The sequence below is a fragment of the Nitratireductor aquibiodomus genome (genome assembly GCF_900105565.1).
Taxonomy (GTDB): Bacteria; Pseudomonadota; Alphaproteobacteria; order Rhizobiales; family Rhizobiaceae; genus Nitratireductor; species Nitratireductor aquibiodomus.
Window position 1 is genome coordinate 2,429,084 of record NZ_FNSL01000001.1, and the last position, 25,612, is coordinate 2,454,695.

General features: G+C 59.9%; 25 protein-coding genes. 11 read left to right on the top strand and 14 right to left on the bottom strand.

All coding sequences use genetic code 11. From position 1 onward, the window contains the following. Positions 1-2: 2 nt before the first annotated feature. The 3 genes from BLW55_RS11585 to BLW55_RS11595 form a co-directional block, all read right to left on the bottom strand. Positions 3-2,156, bottom strand: a complete 2,154-nt coding sequence (locus tag BLW55_RS11585) for a thiamine pyrophosphate-dependent enzyme (RefSeq protein WP_090328911.1) — start codon at positions 2,154-2,156, stop codon at positions 3-5. A gap of 51 nt (positions 2,157-2,207) precedes the next feature. Further along, entirely contained in the window at positions 2,208-2,690 is a 483-nt protein-coding gene (locus tag BLW55_RS11590) for a MarR family winged helix-turn-helix transcriptional regulator (protein ID WP_007009143.1), read from the bottom strand. Between the two features lie 161 nt (positions 2,691-2,851). Then, entirely contained in the window at positions 2,852-3,640 is a 789-nt protein-coding gene (locus BLW55_RS11595; protein ID WP_090328912.1) for a cyclase family protein, read from the bottom strand. A gap of 412 nt (positions 3,641-4,052) precedes the next feature. Here BLW55_RS11595 and holA point away from each other — a divergent pair, with 412 nt between their 5' ends. Next, positions 4,053-5,093: a DNA polymerase III subunit delta gene (holA, locus tag BLW55_RS11600; RefSeq protein ID WP_090328913.1), complete on the top strand. Its 1,041-nt coding sequence runs from the start codon at positions 4,053-4,055 to the stop codon at positions 5,091-5,093. Between the two features lie 133 nt (positions 5,094-5,226). Here the strand turns inward: holA and BLW55_RS11605 are convergent, their stop codons facing one another. The 5 genes from BLW55_RS11605 to mnmE form a co-directional block, all read right to left on the bottom strand. After that, positions 5,227-6,096, bottom strand: coding sequence for a ParB/RepB/Spo0J family partition protein (locus BLW55_RS11605; protein WP_007009140.1), 870 nt, complete (start codon positions 6,094-6,096; stop codon positions 5,227-5,229). A 57-nt stretch (positions 6,097-6,153) separates the two neighbouring features. Continuing rightward, a complete protein-coding gene (locus BLW55_RS11610; protein ID WP_090328914.1) occupies positions 6,154-6,942 on the bottom strand; it encodes a ParA family protein in 789 nt (262 codons plus the stop codon). Between the two features lie 51 nt (positions 6,943-6,993). Next, positions 6,994-7,626: a 16S rRNA (guanine(527)-N(7))-methyltransferase RsmG gene (gene rsmG / locus BLW55_RS11615; protein ID WP_090328915.1), complete on the bottom strand. Its 633-nt coding sequence runs from the start codon at positions 7,624-7,626 to the stop codon at positions 6,994-6,996. Continuing rightward, positions 7,626-9,497, bottom strand: coding sequence for a tRNA uridine-5-carboxymethylaminomethyl(34) synthesis enzyme MnmG (gene mnmG / locus BLW55_RS11620; protein WP_090328916.1), 1,872 nt, complete (start codon positions 9,495-9,497; stop codon positions 7,626-7,628). The genes rsmG and mnmG overlap by 1 nt, the downstream gene beginning before the upstream one ends. A 262-nt stretch (positions 9,498-9,759) precedes the next feature. Continuing rightward, positions 9,760-11,073, bottom strand: a complete 1,314-nt coding sequence (mnmE, locus tag BLW55_RS11625; RefSeq protein ID WP_090328917.1) for a tRNA uridine-5-carboxymethylaminomethyl(34) synthesis GTPase MnmE — start codon at positions 11,071-11,073, stop codon at positions 9,760-9,762. A 97-nt stretch (positions 11,074-11,170) separates the two neighbouring features. Between mnmE and BLW55_RS11630 the strand changes: the two genes are divergently transcribed. After that, a complete protein-coding gene (locus BLW55_RS11630) occupies positions 11,171-13,183 on the top strand; it encodes a thioredoxin domain-containing protein (protein ID WP_090328918.1) in 2,013 nt (670 codons plus the stop codon). Between the two features lie 73 nt (positions 13,184-13,256). Here BLW55_RS11630 and rho read toward each other — a convergent pair whose 3' ends face one another. From rho to hemE, 3 genes are all read right to left on the bottom strand, one after another. After that, positions 13,257-14,522, bottom strand: a complete 1,266-nt coding sequence (rho, locus tag BLW55_RS11635; RefSeq protein WP_025029315.1) for a transcription termination factor Rho — start codon at positions 14,520-14,522, stop codon at positions 13,257-13,259. A gap of 199 nt (positions 14,523-14,721) precedes the next feature. After that, complete coding sequence (gene hemJ / locus BLW55_RS11640) at positions 14,722-15,252, bottom strand: protoporphyrinogen oxidase HemJ (protein WP_090328919.1); 531 nt, start codon at positions 15,250-15,252, stop codon at positions 14,722-14,724. After that, complete coding sequence (gene hemE, locus BLW55_RS11645; protein ID WP_090328920.1) at positions 15,252-16,277, bottom strand: uroporphyrinogen decarboxylase; 1,026 nt, start codon at positions 16,275-16,277, stop codon at positions 15,252-15,254. The genes hemJ and hemE overlap by 1 nt, the downstream gene beginning before the upstream one ends. 399 nt (positions 16,278-16,676) lie before the next feature. On the opposite strand from hemE, the gene BLW55_RS11650 reads away from it, so the two are divergent. The 5 genes from BLW55_RS11650 (at position 16,677) to dnaQ (ending at position 20,313) form a co-directional block, all read left to right on the top strand. After that, positions 16,677-17,510 (top strand): pyruvate, water dikinase regulatory protein, encoded by an 834-nt coding sequence (locus tag BLW55_RS11650; RefSeq protein ID WP_007009132.1) that lies wholly within the window; start codon positions 16,677-16,679, stop codon positions 17,508-17,510. Between the two features lie 4 nt (positions 17,511-17,514). Further along, a complete protein-coding gene (locus tag BLW55_RS11655) occupies positions 17,515-18,120 on the top strand; it encodes a Maf-like protein (RefSeq protein WP_090328921.1) in 606 nt (201 codons plus the stop codon). Continuing rightward, complete coding sequence (locus BLW55_RS11660) at positions 18,113-18,946, top strand: shikimate dehydrogenase (RefSeq protein ID WP_090328922.1); 834 nt, start codon at positions 18,113-18,115, stop codon at positions 18,944-18,946. The genes BLW55_RS11655 and BLW55_RS11660 overlap by 8 nt, the downstream gene beginning before the upstream one ends. After that, positions 18,943-19,545 carry a dephospho-CoA kinase gene (coaE, locus tag BLW55_RS11665; protein WP_090328923.1) on the top strand — a complete coding sequence of 201 codons (603 nt, stop codon included), beginning with the start codon at positions 18,943-18,945 and terminating at the stop codon, positions 19,543-19,545. The genes BLW55_RS11660 and coaE overlap by 4 nt, the downstream gene beginning before the upstream one ends. Before the next feature lie 66 nt (positions 19,546-19,611). Further along, complete coding sequence (gene dnaQ, locus BLW55_RS11670; protein WP_090328924.1) at positions 19,612-20,313, top strand: DNA polymerase III subunit epsilon; 702 nt, start codon at positions 19,612-19,614, stop codon at positions 20,311-20,313. Positions 20,314-20,406: 93 nt separating this feature from the next. Here the strand turns inward: dnaQ and secB are convergent, their stop codons facing one another. Continuing rightward, positions 20,407-20,904: a protein-export chaperone SecB gene (gene secB / locus BLW55_RS11675; RefSeq protein ID WP_007009127.1), complete on the bottom strand. Its 498-nt coding sequence runs from the start codon at positions 20,902-20,904 to the stop codon at positions 20,407-20,409. A 208-nt stretch (positions 20,905-21,112) separates the two neighbouring features. Beyond that, positions 21,113-21,613, bottom strand: coding sequence for an FxsA family protein (locus BLW55_RS11680; protein WP_007009126.1), 501 nt, complete (start codon positions 21,611-21,613; stop codon positions 21,113-21,115). A gap of 207 nt (positions 21,614-21,820) precedes the next feature. Here BLW55_RS11680 and BLW55_RS11685 point away from each other — a divergent pair, with 207 nt between their 5' ends. Genes BLW55_RS11685 through BLW55_RS11700 form a run of 4 tightly spaced genes read left to right on the top strand, consistent with a single transcriptional unit; the run spans position 21,821 to position 24,612 of the window. Continuing rightward, positions 21,821-22,528 (top strand): Tim44/TimA family putative adaptor protein, encoded by a 708-nt coding sequence (locus BLW55_RS11685; RefSeq protein ID WP_007009125.1) that lies wholly within the window; start codon positions 21,821-21,823, stop codon positions 22,526-22,528. A gap of 3 nt (positions 22,529-22,531) precedes the next feature. Continuing rightward, complete coding sequence (gene mltA / locus BLW55_RS11690) at positions 22,532-23,665, top strand: murein transglycosylase A (protein ID WP_090328925.1); 1,134 nt, start codon at positions 22,532-22,534, stop codon at positions 23,663-23,665. Positions 23,666-23,668: 3 nt separating this feature from the next. After that, the gene (locus BLW55_RS11695; protein ID WP_007009121.1) at positions 23,669-24,235 is read left to right on the top strand and encodes a Smr/MutS family protein; all 567 of its coding nucleotides are present in this window, start codon (positions 23,669-23,671) and stop codon (positions 24,233-24,235) included. Beyond that, positions 24,232-24,612, top strand: coding sequence for a helix-turn-helix domain-containing protein (locus tag BLW55_RS11700; protein ID WP_007009120.1), 381 nt, complete (start codon positions 24,232-24,234; stop codon positions 24,610-24,612). Before BLW55_RS11695 ends, BLW55_RS11700 begins: the two co-directional genes overlap by 4 nt. A gap of 20 nt (positions 24,613-24,632) precedes the next feature. Here BLW55_RS11700 and BLW55_RS11705 read toward each other — a convergent pair whose 3' ends face one another. Continuing rightward, the gene (locus BLW55_RS11705; RefSeq protein ID WP_090328926.1) at positions 24,633-25,610 is read right to left on the bottom strand and encodes a DUF1402 family protein; all 978 of its coding nucleotides are present in this window, start codon (positions 25,608-25,610) and stop codon (positions 24,633-24,635) included. Positions 25,611-25,612 lie beyond the last annotated feature (2 nt).

Here is a 25,612-nt window from a genome sequence, read left to right on the forward strand (position 1 = left end):
CCTCAAGCGTCTGCGAATGTCAGGCGCCGTTTTTCACGACGTGTCTGCAGAAAGCCGGTCACCGTGTTGCGCACCCTGTTTGCGAAACGGTCCCACCGGCCAGGATTGTGCACCACATCCGCGCGGTAGAAGGACGGGCACAGAACCGCCGCATCGGCCACCTCGCCGCAATTCCCGCAGCCCACGCAGGTGTGGTCGATCGAGGCCACCGGGTCGTCCCGCAACGGATCATCCAGTTTCTTGACCGAAAGCGACGGACAGCCTGAAAGCCGCATACAGGCGTGATCACCGGTGCAGACATCCTCGTCGACGCCGAAACGCGGCTTCACCACCCGCTCGCCACCCGAGATCGCTTTTGCCACAAGGGGCTTTTCCCGGCGCTGGCGGTTGAGCATGCATTCGGAGGAGGCCACGATCACCTTCGGCCCCTTCTCCTTTGTCGTCAGCGCCTCGCGCAGTGCGGCGCGTACCTTGGTCACGTCATAGGTGCGGTCGATATGCCGAACCCATTTCACGCCCATCCCCTTCACCGCATCGGTGATCGGATGTTTCGTCGACTTTGTGGGATTGTCGGCACGGGAAGAAAGAATGTCCTGCCCGCCGGTCGCCGCCGAATAGAAGTTGTCGACCACGACAATGACGCCGTCATTCTCGTTGAACACCGCATTGCCGATCGAGGAGGTCAGGCCGTTGTGCCAGAAGCCGCCATCGCCGACGAAGGAGATCGAGCGCCGCTTCGCATCCGGTGAATTGAATGCAGATGCAGATGCCGGCCCAAGCCCATAGCCCATCGTTGTCGCCCCAAGCTCGAAGGGCGGCATGATCGAGAACAGATGACAGCCGATATCCGACGAGATGTGGTGCGGTCCCATTTCCTGTTCGATCAGCTTGGTGGCAGCGAAGATCGGCCGCTCGGGACAGCCCGTGCAAAACCCCGGCGGCCGGCCCGGAACCACCTTGGCGAGATCCGCTGCCAGCGTGTTTTCGCCCGGCGCATTGGGGGCCAGCACCTGCGCCGCCAGAAGCTCCGGCGCATTGGCACGCAGATAGGCGCTGATGCCATCGAGCATGACCTGGCCGGTATATTCACCCGCCATGGGTAGGACATCCTTGCCAAGAATGCGTGTGTCGATGCCCTTCTTGTGCATCATCGAGGCGATGGCCTGCTCAAGATAGTTGGGCTGCCCCTCCTCCACGATCAGAACGGAATCCTTGTCCGCGCAGAAGTCGATCACCTCGTCATCGATGAGCGGATAGACGGCGTTGAGCACATAGAGCGGCACGTCCGTCTCGCCATAGACATCGGCAAGGCCGATGCGCTGCAGCGCCCGGATGACACTGTTGTACATGCCACCCTGCAGAATGATGCCGGCCTTGCCCCGCTCGGGCCCGAAGAACTCGTTGATCCTGCGCGAGCGGATAAAATCCACCGCGGCCGGCATGCGCTTCTCCACCTTCTCCTTCTCATGCAGGAAGGAGGCAGGCGGCAGAACGATGCGGTTGGTGTCGCGCCGCGGATTTTCCAGCGCGTCCGCAACGGTCATTTCCGGGCGCTTGTTGTCCTTTGTCTCGAAACTGCCGGTCACATGGCAGCTGCGAATGCGCACCATCAGCATGACCGGGGTGTTGGAAACTTCCGAAAGCTCGAACCCATCTTCCACGGCCTTGACGATGGAGGGCAGATTGGGACGCGGATCGAGCAGCCAGACCTGGCTCTTCATGGCAAAGGGGTGGCTGCGCTCCTGCATGATGGAAGAGCCTTCGCCATAATCCTCGCCAACGATGATGAGCGCACCCCCGGTCACACCGCCAGAGGCGAGATTGGCAAGGGCATCCGAAGCGACATTGAGGCCCACCGCCGACTTGAATGTGCAGGCGCCACGAATGGGATAATGCACGGAGGCCGCGAGCATGGCCGTCGCCGTCGCTTCGGAAGCGCTGGCTTCAAAATGCACGCCGAGCTCGCCCAGAATGTCCTGTGCGTCAGCCAGAACATCCATCAGATGGCTGATGGGGGCGCCCTGATAGCCGCCCACATACCCCACGCCGCATTGCAGAAGCGCCTTGGTGATGGCGAGAATCCCTTCGCCGTGGAAGGTCTCGCCGGTCCCGAGTCGAAGCTTCTGGACCTCCTTCACAAACGAACGTTCAGCCATGATGCAGTCTCCCGTCGCTGGCACCGCAGTTCCACACTGCAGGCGGGCTCGCTAAAAATCGTGCTTTCTGATGTTGCCAAGAATCTTCTGAAGCGTGGCGACGAAGGCCGAGTATTCCGCTTCGTCAATGTCCCTGAACATTTCGGCAAAGGCTTCGTGCATGGCTGGCCATGCACGGTTGAACTCTTCCCGTCCCTTATCGGTCAGGAAGATGTTTCGGGTGCGGCTGTCGTCCTGGCAGGCTTCGCGCCGAACAAGGCCTTGAGCTTCCAGTGCATCAAGCGTGCGGCTCATGGTCGACTGCTCAATCACCGTGTAGACGGATAACTCATTGATCGACATGCCATCCCCGACCGCCAGGACGGCAAGCGCACGCACCTGCGGCACCGTCAGCCCCTGCCGGCGCAGATCCTGCCGCAGGGTCGCATTGTAACGCCCCATGATGCGGTTCATCAGATAAGGCGCGAATTGCTGAAGCCCCATCTGGCCCAGCGTCTCAATTCTCGAGTTCCTGCTATCCAAGCGTTCGTCCATCAAAGCCTCTCACCAGCAGACTGTCTGAACCGCTACCCTACCTTCCATGACACACGAAATGTCAGGCAATTGCGGATGAAAACCCTCTTCTCAGCGGCGGGCAGCGCGTTTAAGCCGCTGCCCGTGATTCTTCTGTGAGGGTTCGCCATTGTGCTGGCGGCTTAATCCCGGGCCACAAGCGCCAGAACGCGGCAGGGGCTGCCCGTGCCATGCTCGATTTTCAGCGGTGCCGCGATCAGGATTGCTCCCTTCGGCGGCAATTTGTCGAGATTGGCGAGACTGGCGAGACCGTAACGATTGGCCTTGTGCAGAAGGTTGTGCGCAGGGAATGGCGGCTCCATTCCACCGGCCTGGCCGGCATCGGTGCCGATCGTCTCGCTGCCCCAGCCGATGATCCCCTTGTCCAGCAGATAGGTGATCGCTTCAGGCGTTGGCCCCGGCGAATGCGGGCCGGTTTCGTCGGCGTTCAGAAAGCTCTCTTCAGAACCGTTTCGCTTGTACCAGTCGCTGCGCAGAACGACCCATTCGCCTGTCCGTATCTCGCCATGCTCGGCCTCCCAGGCCTTGATATGGTCGACCGTCAGCAGAAAATCGGGATTCTCTGCCGTTTCCCTGGAACAGTCGATCACATTGACTGGAGCGACAAAATTCGCAGGGTCGATCGTGTCGGTAGAACCATCGGGATGGTCGCGTCCGGTGATCCAGTGGATCGGCGCATCGAAATGGGTGCCGGAATGTTCGCCAAGCTTGAGCCAGTTCCAGGCCCACCAGGGCCCGTTGTCATCATAAGCGGAGATCTTGTGAATCTCGATTTTCGGGGTATCCACGGCAAGCTCAGGCGGCAGCTTGAGAAGCGGGGTGTCGGGCCCCAGCACCGCAGACAGATCGACGACCTCGACCTTGCCTAACAGCAACTGGTTGGCAAATTCACCGATAATGGACTGGCTCATAAGTCTCCTCCCAGAAACATTTGAGGCCGTGGTGAAACACCACAGGCAGCTTGAAACGGTCTAACGGAAAAAGGATGCATATGCAAATATCATCACACACATGTAGCCCGGCCACGCGATCTTGGATTACGCTCCCATTTTGCATTCCTGTCTTGATTGCCCGGCTAAGACACGCCCACAGCACATCTGGAACCCTACGATCGCATCGCACGTAAACAGTTTCATATGCATATGAATTGAACACGGCCGGTGATATCGACGCTGCTCTTCTTCAGCCAGCGGCCCCGCGCCCGCAGCTGCACCCTTGCATGAAAGAACCCCGGCAAATAGTGCAGCGCGCGACCGACTATCTGATCATCACCCGCCCTTTTTCACGCGTGCCCTTGGCCGTTCGCTGTGGTATCCAGCCGACATGGCACAGAAGAAAGCGCACGAAGTCGACCGTTGGCTTGCAAAGCCGGAGCAGGCCTATCGGATCATTCTGATATACGGGCCTGATCGCGGACTTGTCAGTGAGCGCGCCAAGCGCTTTGCTGCCGGCACAGGCCTGCCGCTGGACGACCCCTTCACCGTTGTGCGCATTGAGGCCAATGAAGTGGAGCAGCAGCCGGGGCGTCTTGCCGACGAGGCACAGACCGTGCCGATGTTTTCCGATCAGCGCCTCATCTGGGTGAAGGGCGCAGGCAACCAGAAGGCGCTTGTCAGCGACGTCACCGCGCTCATCGCAGCGCCCCCTGCGGACTGCGCAATTCTCATCGAAGGCGGCGACCTTCGCAAAGGCTCCTCCCTGCGTTCGGCGGTCGAGCGTGGCGCAGGCGCCATGGCCCTGCCCTGCTACGCGGATGACGGGCGCGGCATCGATGCGGTTATCGATGAAACGCTCGGCGGCGCAGGCCTGAAAATCTCACTGGAGGCACGCCAGCTTCTCAAAGCCAACCTTGGCGGCGACCGGCTGGCGACACGCGGCGAGCTGGAGAAGCTGACGCTCTACTGCGCTGGTGCCAGCGAGGTAACACCGGAGGACATCCGCCTGCTCATCGGCGACGTCGCGGGCCTGAGCAGCGACGAGGCGGTGGACGCGATTATTTCCGGCCGTTTTCAGGCATTCGACAGCGCATTTCAGCGCTTTCTTGCCGCTGGAAATCCGCCTTTTCTCGTGCTCTCCGCAACGCTCCGTCAGATCCATGCGCTACAGGTCATGCGCACCGCGATGGACAACAAGGGCGTGTCAGCCAGCGCAGCCGTTGCCGGCGCCAGGCCACCGGTCTTCTTCTCGCGTCGCAAAACCGTTGAAAACGCACTGGGCCGCTGGAGCAGCACGGCACTGCAGAATGCCGCGGAGCGCCTGCAGGCGACGATCCTGCGCACCCGCCAGAAGCCGGCACTGGCCGGCTCGATCGCCCGCCAGGCACTGCTTGCCCTGACGGTCGAGGGTGCGCGCGGACGCCGCTAAGCTGTCGGAAACCACATAAGACGTTGAATTGCCTACGCATCAGGCCCACGCGGCATGCCTGCCATTCAAAGAATGCCGGGAGCAGGGTCGATGATGATCGGCCAGGCAAAAGCAGCCAGGCCGATCCCGGGCACTACTGCTGCAAAAGCCGGCACAGTTCGTCGAGCTGCTCAAGAGAGCGATAGGCGATCTTCAATTCACCGCCACGCTCCTTGTGATTGATCACGACGTTGAGGCCAGTGCGATCACTGAGAAGCTTCTGCAGCGCCAGCGTATCAGCGTCTTTTTCCTTCTTGGGCGGCCGCGGCGCTTTTTCCTCACCGCGTGGCGCAGCGGCCAGAGCTTCTGCCTGGCGTACCGAAAGACCATCCTCGACAATGCGCTGCGCGAGACCAACGGGATCTTCCGCCGTAACCAGTGTGCGCGCATGACCCGCCGACAGGGAACCGTCAATGATCAGATCGCCAATCGCGTCCGGCAGCTTCAGAAGCCGCAATGTATTGGCCACATGGCTTCGGCTCTTGCCGATAACCTGCCCCAGATCGGCCTGCGTGTAATTGTGCTCATCGATAAGCTGCTGATAGCCCCGCGCTTCTTCAAGCGGGTTGAGATCGGCACGCTGGACGTTCTCGATGATGGCGAGTTCCAGCGCGGCCTTGTCATCCACTTCCCGCAGGATCACCGGCACTTCCGTCAAACCGGCCCGCTGTGCCGCACGCCACCGCCGTTCACCGGCGATGATTTCAAAGCGGCCCGGCGCGTCGCCCGAGCGCACGACCACGGGCTGCACGATTCCATGCTCGCGAATGGACTGCGCCAGATCGCTCAGATCGCTCTCGACGAACTGCCGACGCGGATTGCGCGGATTGGGAGAAATAAACTCGATTGGAACAGAACGATCGGCACGCACCGCCTCTTTCTGCTCGGTTTCCGGCTTGTCCATCTCACCGATCAACGCGGCGAGACCGCGCCCCAGGCGCTTGCGTGAGGGATCTTCGTTCATGTCACAACACCATCAACCACAAAACTCAGTCTTCCTGCGAACATCTTCGCATCCATCTCATGCCGCCCGCAGTCGGCGCTCGCGGCGAATCACCTCCGACGCAAGCTGCAAATAGGCCTGGCTGCCGGAGCATTTCAGATCGTAGAGAATCGCCGGCTTTCCGTAGGATGGCGCTTCCGAAACGCGCACATTGCGCGGGATAATCGTCTCATAGACCGTGTCGCCCATATGCGCGCGGACATCCTCAACCACCTGATTGGCCAGATTGTTGCGCCGGTCGAACATGGTCAGCACGATGCCCTGAATACCCAGATGCGGATTGATCGAGCCGCGCACCTGCTCCACCGTTTCCAGAAGCTGGCTGAGACCTTCAAGGGCGAAGAATTCGCATTGCAGCGGCACAAGGATCGAATCCGCCGCTGCCATTGCGTTCAAGGTCAGAAGGTTCAGTGAAGGTGGGCAGTCCACCAGCACGTATGAATACGGAATACCGTCTTCATTCAAGGCGTTACGCAACTTTAGAACGCGATCCGGTGCACTCGAAATTTCCATTTCGATACCGAGAAGATCGAGCGTAGATGCCACGATGGAAAGCCCGGGAACCGCCGTTGCCATGGCCGCTTCCATAACACCCGCATTGCCCGTCAGAACATCATAGGACGAAACAAGTCGTTGCTGACGGTCGATGCCAAGCCCGGTACTGGCATTACCCTGCGGATCCAGATCGACCACGAGAACATTCTCGCCAATGGCAGCGAGCGCCGTAGCGAGATTGATGGCCGTTGTCGTTTTGCCGACCCCGCCCTTCTGGTTTGCGACTGTGATGATTCGCGTGCCGCTGTTCATCGCTGCTGCTACCCCGATCTGACCCTACTGGAAGGCTCTGCGGCAAGCCGGCTATCGCCGGAGCGGATGGCTCACTTCAAGAATGATGGCTGCCGCATCAACCTTATCTTCATGTTCTACCAGATCGAATCGCCACGTGTTACCGCTTTCTTCCACTTCCCTGCGGTAATCCCGACCTTTGTGAAAGAGCGCCCGTGCGCCCTGCGTCAGCCAGGGCTCCGTAAGTTCGATAAGAAGCGGCAAAGGCGCGAGCGCACGCGCTGTAACGATGTCTGGCGTACCAATCGCATCATATGTGTCTTCGATCCGCCTTGCATGAACGCGGGGCGCAACACCCACTTCATTCAGAGCAGACACCAGAAACGACGCCTTTTTCCGATTGCTCTCAACGAGATGCACCTCGGCGCCCGACTTCTCAGCCAGAAGAATGGCCATAACGGCACCGGGAAATCCACCACCGGATCCCACGTCGAGCCACTTTAGCGCATCGGGTGCGAGACGCAGCAATTGGGCGCTGTCAAGAATATGACGCTCCCAGAGATCGTTCAGCGTTGATGGGGCGGCCAAATTGATTCGTCGTGACCAGCGCCGAAAAATCCCCTCAAATGCAACCAGACGATCAAATGTTTCACGTGAAACCGGCCCTGAAATCTCCAAAAGCCGCGAAAACCGCGCTGAATCCATCAGGCAGCGCCCTTCTGTGTCTCGAACTGGCGCAGACTTGCGATAATCAACGCCAAAGCGGCGGGCGTCATTCCATCAATCCTTTGGGCATCGGCGATGCTTCGTGGCCTCCGGTCCTTCAGCTTCTGCTTCAATTCGTTTGAGAGTCCTGCAATCCCGTCAAACGCCAGCTCAGCAGGAATAAGGCGCGCTTCCTCGCGCCGCAGCATGGCAGCGTCATTGCCCTGACGCTCCAGATAAACGGCATAGCGTGCTTCCGTTTCAATCTTTTCAACCAGACCGGACGGAATCTCGGACAGCTCCGGCCAGATGTTAATAAGCCGGCTTATGTCCATATCAGGATAGGATAAGAGCTCATAAGCAGAACGGCGAACCCCATCCCTGTTGAGATTGATATTATGCCGGCCCGCTTCATTCGGGCTCAGAGCCCTGTCTTTGAGCAGCGAGCGCGCAGCCTCAAGCGAACGCTCCATCGCGCTAAACCGCTTCTCCCGCTCCGCAGATGCGATGCCCAGCCGAACGGCAAGCGGCGTCAGCCTCATATCGGCGTTATCGGCACGCAGCGAAAGCCGATATTCCGCCCGCGATGTGAACATGCGATACGGCTCGCTCACACCCCGCGTAACCAGATCGTCAATCAGAACGCCGATATAGGCGTCAGCACGGCCCAGTATCACCATCTCGCTACCCGAAGCCGCGCGAGCCGCGTTGATTCCAGCCAGAATGCCCTGCGCCGCTGCTTCTTCATATCCAGTCGTTCCGTTAATCTGCCCAGCGAGAAAAAGACCGCGAACCTTTCGCGTCTCGAGCGTCGGCTCAAGATCACGCGGATCGATATGGTCATATTCGATCGCATAGCCTGGCTGCAGCATCACTGCCCGCTCAAGGCCGGGGATGGTCTCCAGAAGCGCGAGTTGCGCATCTTCAGGAAGCGATGTGGAGATACCGTTCGGATAGACCGTATGATCGTCGAGACCTTCCGGCTCGAGAAAAATCTGATGGCCCTCGCGATCTCCAAACTTGACGATTTTGTCTTCAATCGAAGGGCAATAGCGTGGTCCGATTCCATCTATCGCGCCGGAATACATGGCGGAGCGATGCAGATGCTGGCGGATCACGGCATGCGTTTCGCTGGTGGTGCGTGTGATGCCGCATTCGATCTGGCGGTTGGTAATCTGATCCGTCAGTAAGGAAAAGGGTGTCGGGTCGTCGTCCGCTGGCTGCATGTCCAGCGAAGCCCAGTCAATCGTACGTCCGTCGAGACGTGGTGGCGTCCCCGTCTTCAGTCGCCCGAGACGAAAACCCGCCGCTTCCATTGAAATGGAAAGCCGCTCGGCCGCCTGCTCGTTCATACGGCCCGCCGGGATCGTCTTCTCCCCAATATGAATGAGGCCGCGCAAAAAGGTCCCGGTTGTCAGCACAACGGAGCCGCAGGACAGATGGCGCTCTCCAGAGACCACAACTCCGGCGATGCGGCCCTCACTGATGCGCAGTTCCAGCGCCTCCCCTTCAATCACTTCAAGGTTGGGTACGGCCCTGATCGCACTTTGCACCGCATTGCGATAGAGCTTGCGGTCGGCCTGCGTGCGCGGTCCCCGCACTGCTGGACCCTTGCGCCGATTGAGGAGCCGAAACTGGATACCCGCCGCATCCGCAGCACGACCCATAACACCATCCAGCGCATCCACTTCGCGCACAAGATGTCCCTTGCCCAACCCGCCGATTGCTGGATTGCAGGACATCGCACCAACGGTATCGAAACGAAGCGTGACCAGCGCCGTTCTGGCACCGGATCGCGCGGAAGCGGAAGCGGCTTCAACGCCGGCGTGGCCACCGCCGATAACAATTACATCGTAGCTACTGTTCTTCATAATCCGATTCCATCGATGCCTTCACAGCGTGGAGAGATGCTATGGAAGCCCGATACTTCGCGGGGATTGGAGAGCGTCAGACATGTCTTTTTCTGAACAAGCAGTCAAGGGATTTGCGAGGCTCTGTCGGTTTCACGTGAAACATTGTTGCGTACGCATCCGGATCCGAATTCTGTGTTTCACGTGAGTCACTCATCAACCAAGTCGACAATGTTTCACGTGAGTCACCGGTTCAAACTGGCTTTGCGGTGTTTCACGTGAGTCATTTCCCAATACAAAACTGCGAAAAGATGGTGTCCAAAAGATCTTCGACGTCGATCGTGCCGCTTATTCGCCCAAGCGCATCGCCTGCAAGCCGCAGCTCCTCCGCCCGAACTTCCAGCGGGAGGCTGGTTTGTGTCGCCGCAGTATCCACATGCTTCGCAGCATCCAGAATCAGCTGCACATGCCGCTCGCGGAAAGGAAGTGTTTCACCGGCATTTGATGTCGCTTGCACAGCGAGCTCACGCACTTCGCTTAGAAGGCGATCAATGCCCTCACCCGTATGGGCTGAGATGAGAAAGTCATAGTGTCCCGGGTGGAGTGTCTTCTCTGCAAGGTCGAGCTTGTTGCCTATCCGTCGATGCGGAATGCCTTCCGGAAGCCGGACCCTGACCGGTGCATTGCAGTCTTCGAGGAGAAGAATGAGATCAGCCTCCCGGGCGCGATCAATCGCACGGTCGATCCCCAGCGCCTCGACCCTCCCGGGGTTCTCACGAATGCCCGCTGTGTCTGTCATGATCACCTTGACACCGCCTACATCCAGCGCAGCCTCAAGAACATCGCGTGTCGTGCCAGGCTCTTCCGTGACGATGGCGATGTCCCGGCGGGCCAGCATGTTCAGAAGGCTGGACTTTCCAGCATTCGGCGCCCCTAGGATCACCACGCGAAATCCTTCGCGGATGATCTCGGCAGTGCGGTAACCGGCGGCGTGACGTTCAAGCGAACTCCGTAGCTCGGCAATCTCCTCCCAGACGCGTTCGGCAACAGAGCCTGGTACGTCTTCTTCATCCGAGAAATCGAGTTCCGCCTCGATCATTGCCCGCGCGTGGATGAGTGTCTTTCGCCATCCGTCATAAAGAGCCCTGTGCCGGCTTTCCGCATTTGCGAGAGCAAAACGGCGTTGCGCCTCGGTTTCCGCAGAAATGAGGTCGGAGAGCGCTTCGGCCTCCGTGAGATCGAACTTTCCATTCAGAAAGGCGCGTCGTGTGAACTCACCCGCTTCGGCAAGGCGAAAATCGGGATAGCCTGAAAGCGTCTCCAGAACGGCCTGCACAACAGCCCGCCCGCCATGGAGGTGGAGTTCGCCACAGTCTTCCCCCGTAAAGCTCTCTGGGCCTGGAAAGAAGAGGACAAGAGATCGATCGAGAATGCCGCCCCGGCTGTCCCGCAATGTTCGCAGCGTCGCATGGCGCGGCTCCGGGAGTTTTCCTGCCAGAGCTTCGAGCGCGAAGCAGGTGCCAGGGCCCGACAATCGCACAACAGCGACGCCCGACGGCAAAGCACCGCTGGAAAGTGCGAATATGGTTTCTCTCATCTCATTTGCTCTCACGTCCAAAGCGCCCTACCGTGGGCCAGAGTCAGGCCCTGACCCCAGATATTTTCCATAACGGTTCGATGTGCAAGGAGCCCCAATGCCGCTGCCTGCAAAAAATCTTCTGGCTGCAGAAACAAGCCCCTATCTGCTTCAGCACCGAAACAACCCGGTTCACTGGAGGCCGTGGTCGGCAGCGGCCCTGAGCGAGGCGAGAGAGAGCGACAGACCCATTCTCCTCTCGGTCGGCTATGCAGCCTGCCACTGGTGCCATGTAATGGCGCACGAGTCTTTCGAGAACCCGGAAATCGCCGCAGCGATGAACCGGCATTTCGTCAACATCAAGGTCGATCGGGAGGAGCGGCCAGAGATCGATCAGATCTACATGGCCGCGCTCTCCGCGATGGGCGAACAGGGCGGCTGGCCTCTAACCATGTTTCTGGACTTCGACGGGCAGCCCTTCTGGGGCGGAACCTACTTTCCGCCAGAGCAGCGATACGGGCGTCCAGGATTTCTTCAGGTGCTCGAGGCCGTCAATGCGGCCTGGCAGGGCAAACGCGCCGAACTTGTCAGGAGCGCTGGTGCACTTGGCGCCCACGTGGAAACCCGTCTCGCTCCGGCACCGGGTGCTGCTGGGTCGCCGCAGGAGGTTCTCCAGACTCTGGCCGGCAACATCCATAGAATGATCGATCACAAGTCTGGCGGTCTGCGCGGGGCACCCAAATTTCCGAATGTCCCCTTCATGCGTATTCTCTGGCTAAGCGATGACCCGGCGCACAGGACCGCGGTGGTGGAAAGTCTGACTTCGATGCTAGCCGGCGGCATCTACGATCATGTGGGTGGCGGCCTTGCACGCTATTCCACTGACGACAAATGGCTCGTCCCGCATTTTGAGAAAATGCTGTATGACAACGCCCAGCTTCTGCGCATGTTGTGTTGGGTCTACAGCGATACACGCAATGCATTGTTTCGGATACGAATCGAAGAGACGGTGGGTTGGCTTCTCCGCGAAATGAGGGTTGCAGGCGGTGCTTTCGCATCCAGCCTCGATGCCGACACCGACGGGATTGAAGGACAGACCTATCTCTGGACGGAAGCACAGATACGCAGCGCGCTCGATAGCAGAGCCGATGGCTTTCTCGAAATCTTCTCGCTGGCACAGCCTGAGAACTGGGAAGGAAACCCGATACTTCACCGCCGCGGCCACGCGGGCTATCTCGGCGACCAGAAGGAAGCAGAGCTGCGCGCCATGCTGGACACACTTCTCTCGATCAGAGGCGAGCGGGACCAACCCGGACGCGATGACAAGGTTTTGACCGACTGGAATGGGCTCACGATTGCAGCGCTTGCCGATGCAGCGCGACTGCTTGATCGCCCCGACTGGCTGGAGGCAGCGCGCGGGGCTTTTCGTTTCGTATGCGAATCGATGAAGGAGGGCCGCCTTCCACACAGCTCTCGCAACGGCAAAGCGGTGTTCCCCGGTCTTTCGAGCGACTATGCGTGCATGATTTCCGCCGCCGGCGCGCTTTATCAGGCAACTGCCGAGCCTTCCCTAATCGATCAGGCACATGCCTGGGCGCGCGAACTGCACACCTGGTACTCGGACAAAAGCGAAACCGGACATTACCTGACCGCGAGTGACGCGTCCGATGTCCCCATGCGCATACGCGGTGATGTTGACGAGGCCATACCGTCTGCCACGAGCCAGGTTATCGAAGCTCTGTTAACGCTTTCAGTGCTCTCCGGGGACGATCCGGACAATCGGGTCGCGGAAGTCGCGCAGGCAGCGCTCGGCCGCGCAACCACACAGACTTATGGCCAAGCCGGCATTGTCTATGCGGCGGCACTGGCTCAGAACGCGGCAAAACTCCTGATGGTCGAGCCGGGGAAGGAGCAGACCTTTGTTCCGGTAGCGAATCGAAACCTGAATCCCGGGCGGTTCGATGTCGTCGTGGTGAATGGCAGTACACAGAAACTACCGGGCGGTGTAACGATCGATCCTCAGCGGCAGGCTGCGTATCTCTGTATTGGGCAGACATGCCTGCCACCGTTCCTGAAGCCGGAAGAGCTCGAAGCCGCCCTGCGCGACGGCACCACACGGAAATCATGGTAAACAAAAGATAAAGGCGGCACCGGGGTGCCGCCTTGAAAACTTGGATGTCGCCGACAGATCGTCGAAGCCACAATCAGGTATTCATCGAATCGAAGAATTCCGAATTGGTCTTGGTCTGCTTCAGCTTGTCGTTCAGGAACTCGATGGCATCCGTGGTGCCCATCGGCGCCAGAATGCGACGCAGAACGAAAATCTTCTGCAGATCCTGACGCGGAATGAGCAGGTCTTCCTTTCGGGTACCGGACTTCAAGATGTCGATCGCCGGGAAGATGCGCTTGTCTGCAACCTTGCGGTCGAGCACGATTTCGGAATTGCCCGTTCCCTTGAACTCTTCGAAGATCACTTCGTCCATGCGGCTGCCTGTATCGATCAGCGCGGTTGCTATGATCGTCAGCGAACCGCCCTCTTCGATGTTTCGCGCTGCACCGAAGAAGCGCTTCGGGCGCTGTAGCGCGTTGGCATCGACACCACCCGTCAGCACCTTGCCTGAGGATGGCACCACCGTGTTGTAGGCACGACCGAGGCGGGTGATCGAATCGAGCAGGATAACCACGTCGCGGCCATGCTCCACAAGACGCTTCGCCTTCTCGATCACCATTTCGGCAACCTGCACGTGGCGCGAGGCCGGCTCGTCGAAGGTGGAGGAAATCACCTCACCATTCACCGAGCGCTGCATGTCGGTCACTTCTTCCGGACGCTCGTCGATCAGAAGCACGATCAGGAAACATTCCGGGTGGTTGGACGTGATCGAATGGGCGATGTTCTGCAGAAGAACCGTCTTACCCGTGCGCGGCGGCGCGACGATCAGGCCACGCTGCCCCTTGCCGAGCGGCGCCACCAGGTCGATCACACGCGCCGACAGGTCTTTCTTTGTCGGATCTTCGATTTCCATGTTCAGCCGCTCATCGGGATAGAGCGGAGTCAGGTTATCGAAATGGATCTTGTGGCGGATCTTCTCCGGATCCTCGAAATTGATCGTGTTGACCTTCAGAAGGGCGAAGTAGCGCTCGCCTTCCTTGGGGCTGCGGATCGGACCCTCCACCGTATCGCCGGTTTTCAGCGAGAAACGGCGGATCTGCGAGGGAGAGATGTAGATATCGTCGGGACCCGGCAGATAGTTGGCTGTTGCCGAACGGAGAAAGCCGAAGCCATCCTGCAGCACTTCGACGACACCCTCACCGATGATTTCGATATCCTGGGTGGAGAGCTTCTTTAAGATCGCGAACATCAGCTCCTGCTTGCGCATGATGCTGGCGTTCTCGACCTCAAGCGATTCTGCGAACGCAATGAGATCAGTTGGCGATTTGCTTTTCAGCTCTTGGAGTTTCATTTCCTGCATGTGCGGACTCTGGAAAGGCAACGGAAAAGGTGGAGGTAGGCGTATTTGAAGCCGGCCGGTTTCACTCGAAACGGAAGATATTCGTGGAACCGGACTAAAAGGAAGGAACCATCTCTTACCGCCGTCTCTGCCAAAGGGCAAGACGGCTTTCCCGGTTCCATGTCATGGGCGACGTCATGGGCGGTCTTCGAAACCCGTATCAGAAGGGTTTGACGATAACAAGGATGACGATGACGATCATCAGAAGCGTCGGCACTTCGTTCATTATACGCCAATGACGCGCCGGCTTGGTGTTCTGGTCGGCGGCAAACCGGCGCACGGCGGCGGAGAAATAGCCGTGCACGCCCGACATGGCCACCACCAGCGCGATCTTGGCATGCAGCCATCCGCCGGAGAAGCCGAAGCCGCTCCAGGCAAGCCACAGGCCGAGCACCCAGGTGACCATCATCGCCGGGTTGATGATCAGCCGTAAGAGGCGCCCCTCCATGATCTTGAAGGTCTCGGATGTCTCCGATCCCGGCGCGGCATCCGCGTGATAGACGAAGAGACGTGGCAGGTAGAGCATGCCCGCCATCCAGGCGATCACCGCGATCACATGAATGGCCTTGGCCCAGAGATAAAATCCGGACGGATTGTAGAAAAACAGAAGCGCTGTCAGGGCGATAAAGATCGCCAGCGCCGCGAAAGCCCTGCCTGCAGCCTTTTTACCGCCCGTATCGCTCGCAGCCATCACTCGGCCTCCCGAATCCGTTTCAGCATCGCTTCCACATGCTCAACCGGCGTCTTCGGCGTGATGCCGTGGCCAAGGTTGAAGATGAACGGCCCATGCCGTAGTGCCTCCACAATCGCGTCCACGCCCTCGTGGAGCGCCTCTCCGCCGGCGATCAGTCTCAGAGGGTCCAGATTGCCCTGAACCGCTCCCTCGGCCTGCAGGCGGCGCGCTGTGCCCAGAGGAACCGTCCAGTCGAGCCCGAGTGCCGTCACGCCCGTCTCCCGGCGATAGCCCGCGTAAAGCGCGCCTGCACCCTTCGGAAAGCCGATAATCGGTGTGTCGGGGTGCTTTTCCCGCACCTTCGCCACCATCCGCGCCACCGGCTTCACGCACCACCGCTCGAAAGACAGCTCGTCGAGAACGCCCGCCCAGGAATCGAAAATCTGCACGGCATCGGCGCCAGCGTCGATCTGCCGGATGAGATAATCGGCGGAACAGTCCGCAAGGCAGTCGATCAGCGCGGAGAAGGCCTCCGGCTGCTCAAGCGCGAACATGCGGGCCGGTGCCTGGTCCGGCGTGCCATGCCCGGCAATCATGTAGGTCGCCACCGTCCAGGGCGCTCCGCAGAATCCGAGCAGTGTCGTTTCATCGGGAAGCTCCCTGCGAAGCCGCCGCACCGTTTCGTAGACCGGCGCCAGGTGATCGTGAAAACCCGATGTCTCAAGTTTTGCGATACCGCTTGCATCGATTGGCGTCAGAAGCGGACCCCTGCCCTCCTCGAAGCGCAGATCGCGGCCGAGCGCATGCGGCACAACAAGAATATCGGAAAAGAGGATCGATGCATCAAATCCGAAACGACGGATCGGCTGCAATGTCACTTCCACTGCCAGATCGGGGTTGTAGCAAAGATCGAGAAAGCTCCCTGCCTGTTTCCGGACTTCCCGGTATTCCGGCAGATATCGTCCGGCCTGGCGCATCATCCAGACGGGAGGCGGAAACACCGTCTCGCCTCTAAGCACATCAAGGATTTTTCGCTGCCCCATCAGGCTGCTCCACAGTCAGGATTCAAAAGATAATTACAGATCTGAAGATTCTTCTGATTCTTAGACTCTGTTTGTAATGTGGATTCAAATCTGTCCACGGTTTTGCGCATCGCGAGCTCGGTCTTATTGCCGCGCCTCGCAGAAATGCACATATTCAGAAGAACGGGGATAATGCGGATTCAGCGCGCAGATTCAATAGGCTGTAGCGATTTCGGTTGACCTCGCCCGGTGGACAGTGAAGGAAGGTTCGGGGGTTGTCGATTGTTCTCCACATGGGACGATTGGAATTCACACGGGGCCTGTCTGTGGAAGAACGGGTGGAGTTATCAAAAGGTGCGGCCTCGCCATTTTTTCGGGCCCGCGTTATCAACAGGCATCCACATGGCGGGGCAAAAATCCGTGCAACAGCCGCAGCGCTTCTTCCATCTTCACATGATTTCTGATGCGACCGGCGAGACTCTCCTGGCCGCAGGACGCGCCGCAGCCGCGCAATACAAGGACGCGCGGGCGATCGAGCACATCTACCCGCTGATTCGAAATGAGAAGCAGCTCGCTCGTGTGCTTGACGAGGTGGAGCGCGAGCCCGGCATCGTGCTTTATACGGTGGTGGACCAAAAGCTTGCCCGTCAGGTGGATGAAAGCTGCGCCGCGCTCGGCCTGCCATGCGTGTCGGTGCTCGAACCCGTTCTGATGGTCTTCCAGTCTTATCTGGGCACCCCCGCCGGCCGTCGGGTCGGCGCGCAGCATGTGCTGGATGCGCAGTATTTTCACCGCATCGAGGCGCTCAATTTCACCATGGAGCATGACGATGGTCAGCTTCCGCTCGATGTCGAGGAAGCGGATGTCATCCTCGTCGGCATATCCCGCACGTCCAAGACGCCGACCAGCATCTATCTGGCCAATCGTGGTGTGAAGACCGCAAACGTGCCTATCGTGCTCGACATGAAACTGCCGGAAGCGCTCGCCCTGGCGAAAAGGCCCCTGATTGTCGGACTGGTCGCCTCCGCCGAACGCATTTCGCAGATCCGCCAGAACCGGATTCTGGGATCGGTGGATGAAAACGCCTTCAACCCCTATACCGACCGTGTGACGATCTCCCGCGAGATCGCCTATGCGCGCCAGCTCTGCACACGCCATGGCTGGCCGGTAATCGATGTAACCCGCCGCTCCATCGAGGAAACCGCAGCGGCCATTCTCGCATTGTATGCGAAGGCACGAGAAAACAGAGGGTGACGACATGACCAGCAGGCCCGCCATCGTCCTGGCCTCCGGCAGCGCCTTTCGCCAGAAAATGCTGCGCGATGCCGGTGTTGTCTTCCGCGTAGAACGCTCCGAGATTGACGAGCGCGCCGTGGAAAAAACACTTGAGGGCAGCGGCGCCGATCCCGAAACACTCGCCCAGGTTCTGGCGGAAGCCAAGGCCGTTGACGTTTCTGAACGAGAGCAGGGTGCGCTCGTCATCGGTGCCGACCAGACGCTTTCGCTGGATGACGAGGTGTTCCACAAGCCGGCCGATATGGAAGGTGCGCGCCGCCACCTCCTGAAACTTTCCGGTCGCACGCATCAGCTCAACAGCGCTGTGGTCATCGCCCGTGATGGTGAGGTGGTCTGGAGCCATGTGGGCGTTGCCCGCCTCTCTATGCGCGATCTCGATCCCGCCTTCATCGGGCGGCACCTCTCCAATGTGGGCGAAAAGGCACTTGCGAGCGTCGGCGCTTACCAGATCGAGGGCGAAGGCATTCAGCTCTTTGAGAAGATCGAAGGTGATACATTCACCATTGTCGGCCTGCCTCTTCTGCCGCTCCTTGCCGAGCTCCGCAGGCTGGGGGCCATCGATGGCTGAGATTCGCGCTTTCGTCTGCGGGCACCCGATCGCCCATTCCCGTTCGCCGCTCATTCACGGGTTCTGGCTTGCCGAGCATGGCATCGACGGCAGCTATGAAAAGCTGGACGTCGCCCCGCTCGATTTCGACGCCTTTCTTGGTGATTTGCCAACTACTGGGTATGCCGGCGGCAATGTCACGCTGCCCCACAAGGAAGCGGCCTTTGCCGCGGTTCACCGGCGTGATGAAGCGGCGGAGATGATCGGCGCGGTCAACACGCTGTGGTTTGAATCCGGCAAACTGATTGGCGGAAACACGGATGCCTACGGTTTTGCCGCACATCTGAGCGCGGGTGCTCCAAACTGGACCAATGGTGAAACGGCGGTTGTCCTCGGCGCCGGCGGCGCGGCGCGGGCCATCATCCATGCCATTCAAAAAGCCGGCTATAAAAATATACGCGTGGTCAACCGTACGCTTGCGCGCGCGCAGGAATTGGCGGTGCGTTTCGGCACCGGCGTCAGCGCCCACGGCTGGGAAGATCTGCCCGCGCTCCTCGGCAATGCCGATCTTCTGGTCAACACGAGCGCGCTCGGCATGACCGGCCAGCCGCCGCTGGAAATCTCGCTCGATCCCCTGCCCGGGCACGCAATTGTCAGCGACATTGTCTATGCCCCGCTCAAGACGGATCTTCTCGCCGCCGCCGAAGCCCGGGGGCTCACACCGGTTGATGGCCTCGGCATGTTGCTGCATCAGGCCGTGCCCGGCTTCGAGCGCTGGTTCGGTGTCCGGCCGGTGGTAACGGGCGCACTGCGGGATCATGTGCTCGCGGGTGGGGACGCGTCATGACCATTGTTCTTGGCCTGACCGGCTCCATCGGCATGGGAAAGTCCACCACCGGCAGAATGTTCATGGATGCAGGTGTGCCGGTTCACGATTCCGATGCTGCGGTCCATCGCCTCTATTCGGGTGCAGCTGCCCCCTTGATTGCGGCGCGCTTTCCCGGAACGGTGACGGACGGCACGGTGGACAGGGCGCGCCTCGCCGAGGCGGTGCTGGGGAAACCCGAAGCTTTCAGGGCACTGGAGGAAATCGTCCATCCGCTGGTGCGGCAGGATGCCGACGTGTTCGTCGCCGAACACCGGAAAAAAGGCACCCCCATTGTCGTGCTCGACATCCCGCTTCTTTTTGAGACCGGCGGGGAAGATCGCGTCGATCGCATTGTCGTCGTGACCGCGCCGGTGGAAGAGCAGCGCAAACGGGTCCTGTCGCGTCCCGGCATGACGGAGGAGAAGTTCGCCGGGATTCTCGCGCGTCAGGTGCCCGATGCCGAAAAACGCCGGGGCGCGGACTTCATCATCGACACCGGCAAAGGCATGGAGGCTGCGCGAAAGGCGGTGAGAGCCGTGATCGACGAACTTTCCCCAGCCGAAACGGACACCCCCTGACGGTATCCTTGCGTCGCCGATCCCGGGCGAGCATGTTGGATTTGACCCGACCTTCGGAGCGGAAGAATGCGCGAAATCGTTTTTGATACGGAAACCACAGGCCTAGATTCCAACGAAGACCGGGTGATCGAGCTTGGCTGTGTCGAGCTGGACAACCGCTTTCCCACCGGCCGCACGCTGCACCATTTCATCAATGCGCAGGGGCGCTCCGTTCACCCTGAAGCCCAGGCGGTTCACGGCATTTCCGATGCCGATCTGGCAGACAAACCGGTGTTTGGAGCAATTCTCGAAGAATTCCTCGAATTCATCGATGGCGCAAAGCTCGTTGCGCACAACGCCAATTTCGACATTGGCTTCATCAACGCAGAATTCGACCGGCTCGGCGTGCCGCCGGTGGATCCGGGTCTGGTCGTCGACACACTGGCGATCGCCCGGCGCAAACACCCGATGGGCCCGAATTCGCTCGATGCGCTCTGCCGCCGCTACGGGATCGACAACAGCCACCGCACCAAGCACGGCGCCCTGCTCGATGCCGAACTTCTTGCCGAAGTCTATATTGAGCTGATCGGCGGAAAACAGGCGGCTCTCGGTCTTGAAATTTCCACCGGCGGTGACGATGCGAGGGGCGATACGGACCGGGCTTCCATGACCGTGTCAGCAAGGCCGACCCCCTTGCCTCCACGGATCAGCGAAGCCGAGCGCGCAGCGCATGAAGCGCTGGTGGAGAAGCTTGGCGAAAAGGCACTCTGGCATACTTTTCGCGCCTGAAAACATGGACGCGGCAGGAGAGATTCGGCTCAAATGAAACAGGGCGGCGCCCGAAAGCACCGCCCCGCCCAAAAATCCTGAAAAATCGCTGGTTCAGGAAACCTGAACCTGACCCTTTGCCTGTTCCTCGGCAACGCGCTGCTGGAACATGCGGGCAAAATCGATTGGATCGATCATCAGCGGAGGGAAGCCGCCGGCGCGCGTCGTATCGGCAATGACCTGGCGGGCAAACGGGAAGAGCAGACGCGGGCACTCGATGAAGAGAACCGGCAGCATGTGCTCCTGCGGGAAACCGGCAACGCGGAAAACGCCGCCATAGACCAGCTCGACGTTGAAAAGAACCTTGCCCTCGGCCTCAGCCTTGGCATTGAGCGTCAAAACAACGTCGTAGTCCGTATCGCCGAGCGGATTGGCGTTGACGTTGACATTGATGTTGATCGCCGGTGCTTCGGAACGGCCGCGCAGCGACTGCGGTGCACCCGGGCTTTCAAAGGAAAGATCCTTCACATACTGGGTCAGCACGTTCAGAGAGGGCTGGGCGCCGTTGCCGGCCTTTGCAGCTTCGGTCTTTTCTTCTGGTTTCTTGGCCATGCGTTTTTCCTCGAGCGTGGTTTGGCAGCCGCGCGGCTCCCCTTTAAGATTTGCCTGCTCGCTAGCATGGGCTTCGGCGCATGACAAGGCGCGGCGGGGTAGCCCCTGGATCGCCGTGCGTCCATCCGGACGCACAAAGGACGATCTAAATTATAAGTGGAGCATCGGAATAAACCGAAAACCGGATTCCACTTTTCGGTCCGATGCTCTATTCGCGGTCCGGTTTGCGCCAGGGCGAATTCTCGTCGCCGGATTCGCTGTAATCGTCTGCAGAAAGATCGATGGTCTGCGGCCCGGTATCGCGCCCATGAGGGTTTGCGTGCCGGCCTCCGGCTGGTGCCGGGCCGCCGAGGATGACGATCCGGCTGCGAAGAAATTTCCAGCCTGCATCGCGGATGGCTGGCACGAAGAGGAGAAAACCGAGCGTATCGGTGATGAAACCGGGCGTGAGAAGCAGCACGCCGGCCACCATGATCATCATGCCATGCACCAGGTCACGGCCGGGCACACCGCCCTCATTCATGGTTTCCTGAATGCGGCGCACAACCCCGAACCCCTGGATTCTCAGGAGTATGGAGCCGGCGATGGCTGTTACCAGCACGAGGCCCAGTGTGGGAAACACGCCGATCTGGCTGCCGACCACCACAAACATGGCGATCTCGGCAAGCGGAATGGCGAGGAGCAGGAAGGGAACAATGGAAAAGCGCACGAACCTGTTAGCCTTGTTGCGTGTTTAAGCTGTTTCTGGCCGTTCCATGCTGGCCAGTTGGGAAAACATAGGTATTCTGACCGATAATTTGAATGATGGCTCCCTGCGTTCTATATGATTTCCGGTAGGGACGGGATGCCGTCGCCTCTGCGCCTGCCCTGAGCCGGCAGGCGCTGTGGAACACAGTGGCTCGTTTGGCTGGACGTTATGGAATTCTTCGATTTCGGCACAATTTTCTTTCTGATTGCCGCTGTGGTGATCTTTTTCCAGTTGCGCAACGTGCTGGGCCGGCGCACGGGCAATGAGCGTCCGCCGTTCGACCCCTATACGGCCGGGCGCAATGCGTCCCGTAAGGAACAGTCCTCCAATGGTGAAAACGTGGTGTCCCTCCCGCGCCGCAAGGGCGCAGCGGAACCGGACCAGACCTATGCCGACATCGACAAGGCGGCGAAGCCCGGCACCGATCTGAACAAGGGCATGCGCGCCATCCGGGATGCCGACGCATCCTTCGCTCCCAAGAGTTTTGTCGAGGGCGCGAAGATGGCCTACGAGATGATCGTGATGGCCTATGCCGATGGCGACCGCCGCACGCTGAAGAACCTGCTCTCCCGCGAGGTCTATGAGGGTTTCGTCGCTGCCATCGACGAGCGTGAAAAGCGCAGCGAAAAGATTGAATCCTCCTTTGTCGGCATTGACGACATGACGATCATTGCAGCCGAGATGAAGGGCTCTGAGGCACATGTCACACTGCGCATCGTCAGTGAGCTGATTTCCGCCACGCGCGACAGCGCCGGCGAGGTGATCGATGGCGATCCGGAAACCGTCGCTGAAGTCAAGGATGTCTGGACTTTCGCGCGCGATACGCGCTCCCGCGATCCCAACTGGAAGCTCGTCGCCACGGAAGCCGAGGATTGATCCTTGTCTGGCGGAGCGTCGTGCACGGCCGCGCCGCCTGCGGCGCTTTCGCCAACCCTCGAGCGGGTTTCGTTCGATAAAATTCCGGGCTGGCGGCAGGATTCGGTCCTGTCCGCCTTTCATGCCTTTGCCCGCTCGGCCGAACGAGTTGAGATAAAGCCCTATCGCTCGGGCGCTCTTGGCATCGCCCTTTCCGCATTTGCCCCGGCGCACAGGGCAGCCCGCGCCATGCCGGATGCCGATGAGCGGGCGGCCCGCGCCTTCTTCGAAAATCATTTCATCCCCTGCCGCATACGGGCGGAGGATGGCGGGCCCGGCTTCGTGACCGGGTATTATGAACCGGAAGTGGAAGCCTCGCGCATCAGGACGGAGCGATTCTGCGTCCCGCTTTATAAGCGCCCCGACGATCTGGTTGATGTCGATGAAGACAATCGACCTCCCGGTCTTGACCCTTATTTCGCCTTCGCCAGAAAGACGGATGCCGGCCTCGTGGCGTATCACGACCGCGGCGCTATCGACCGCGGAGCACTGGCGGGCCAGGGGCTGGAGCTTGTCTGGCTCGACAACAGGGTGGATGCCTATTTCATCCACGTCCAGGGCGCGGCACGGCTGCGGCTTGACGACGGTTCGGCCATGCGTGTGACTTATGCCGCCAAATCGGGCCACCCTTTCACCGGCGCTGGCAGGGTTCTGATCGACCGTGGCGAGCTTGCGCCTGAAACGGTCACAATGCAGAGCATTCGCGCCTGGTTTTCGGAAAATCCGGGCCGGATTGACGAGATTCTGTGGCAAAATCGCTCATTTATCTTTTTTCGTGAGAGCGATGCCGGGGCCCCCGAACTCGGACCCGTAGCCGCCGCCAAGGTGCAGCTTGCAGCGGGACGCTCCATAGCGGTCGACCGGCTTTTGCACACATTCGGGACTCCGTTCTTCATCGACGCGCCCGAACTCGATGCGGTCGATGGTCAGCCCTTCCGGCGCCTGATGATCGCACAGGATACGGGCTCGGCGATCACGGGGCCCGCGCGGGCCGATCTCTTCATTGGCAGTGGCGCAGCAGCAGGCGAGATCGCCGGCGTGATCCGCCACAAAGCGGATTTCTATGCGCTGGTTCCGCGCGGGCTTCTGGGAGGCTGATCGATGACCAGCCACACACCGAAACGGCTGAGCATGGAAGACCGCATCCTGTGGAACCGAGTGGCGCGCACAACCGAGCCGCTAAAGGGCAAGGTGCTCGAGGACCCGCCGGAACCGACCGATGACACCATGGCCGAGTTGACCCGCCTCGTTGCGCAGGACACCGGCAGCAAGGCTCCGGCAGGCGCTTCGCAGCAGAACAACGCGCCCCCGGCGAAAGCGCATCCGACGCGGCGGATAGATAAACCCACGCACACCAAGCTCGCGCGCGGCCGGCTCGCTCTGGAGGGGCGCGTGGACCTGCACGGGCTGACCCAGTCCGAGGCGCACAGTCTCCTCCTCTCATTCCTGAGCCGCGCCCATGCCGATGGCGTGCGTCATGTGCTCGTGATCACCGGCAAGGGAGCTTCCTTCGGCAGCGATGGCGTGTTGCGGCGCGCCCTTCCGCAATGGCTTGCGACGCCGCCGTTTTCGCCGCTTGTCAGCGGGATCGATCAGGCCAGCCGCCGGCATGGCGGCGGCGGTGCATTCTATATTCGCCTGAAGCGCAGGCACGGGAGCGGGATGTGACGCCGCTCGGTGAGAAAATCCGCCAGCTCCGCAGGGAGCGCGGTGTCAGCCAGAAGGAGATGGCGGCGTCCATCGGTGTGAGCGCAGCCTATCTTTCTTCGCTGGAACATGGTCGTGCGAGCCCGCCCAACTGGGCGATGATCCAGAAGATCATCGGTTACTTCAATGTGATCTGGGACGAGGCGGATGAGATGCAGCGCATTGCCGAGCTTTCCCATCCGCGCGTTGTCGTGGACACGGCCAGGCTCGCACCCGAGGCAACCGAACTCGCCAATCTTCTGGCGGCGCATATCGCTTCTATGAAGAACGCCGAGGTCACCCTGCTTCTGAAGCAACTCCGCGCCATTACCGGCGACCGTGCGACCGGAAAAAAGTAGAAAATCCTGCCGGTGTTAGCTCAGGAGTCCTGGAACAGCGCCTTCAGCTCATCCAGTTTGTCGTTCACCAGCCAGCCGTAATAGTTCTCTTCGGGAAGCTTTACCCGCTGGCCCTTTGCCCGGAGAATGCGGTTTTCGGCTGCAAGCCGTGCAGCACGCGCTTCGGGATTACCGAGATTGTATAGCGTTGCGGTGATGCCGGGGTTTCCGGAAATGTCGAAATCCGCAATGCGCTTATAGGCGCTGATCGATTTTTTTACCGTCGCCGCGACATAGGCGAGTGACTTATCCGGGTCCATGATCGTCTGGTAGACTTCCTGCGGATTGTCATGGCTGATCCGCCTGAAACCGGACACCTTGTGCACCATGTCGGTCATCTTGAGCGCGGTCAGCGGGTTGAGCTGACCGATGCCGAAGGTCTGGCCGGCGTAGAAGGGCTGGAAGAACACGGCACCGAAGCGGTCGTTCGGCCATTTCGTCCCGTCCACGCTCTTGCCGCGAAACGCCTTGTCCCACACCGCTTCACGGCAAGACCACAGATCGTAGCTGCCCTTCTCCTTTTCGCACTCGGCGAATTCCGGCCGTTCGATGAACTGACCGACGGTCTCACCGGCATGGGAGAAGGAAAAATCGCTCTTCAGGTAGGAGACCGCTTTCACATAGTAGGTTTGCAGCCGGTCATAGGCGTCCACATTGTAAGTATGTTCGCCAACGATGGCCCCCACCATATGCACGGGATCGATCTGATAGCTGGCGGAAATGGAACGGATCTTGGAAACCAGCCCGCTGTCGTTTTTCAGAAGCTGATAGACCTTGCCATATTTGGCGTCATAGGTGGTCTGCGCGGATCTGGTGCGCTTGGCCGAAACACCGGGTATGGGCGGCTGCTCGGCATTGCGGTTGCCCTCGGGCACAAGCTTTGCCGCCGCCACGGGCAGGGAACCCGCGCCGAGCAAGCCGACACAAATGCCGATAACCAATCGAGCCCGTGATGCCATGT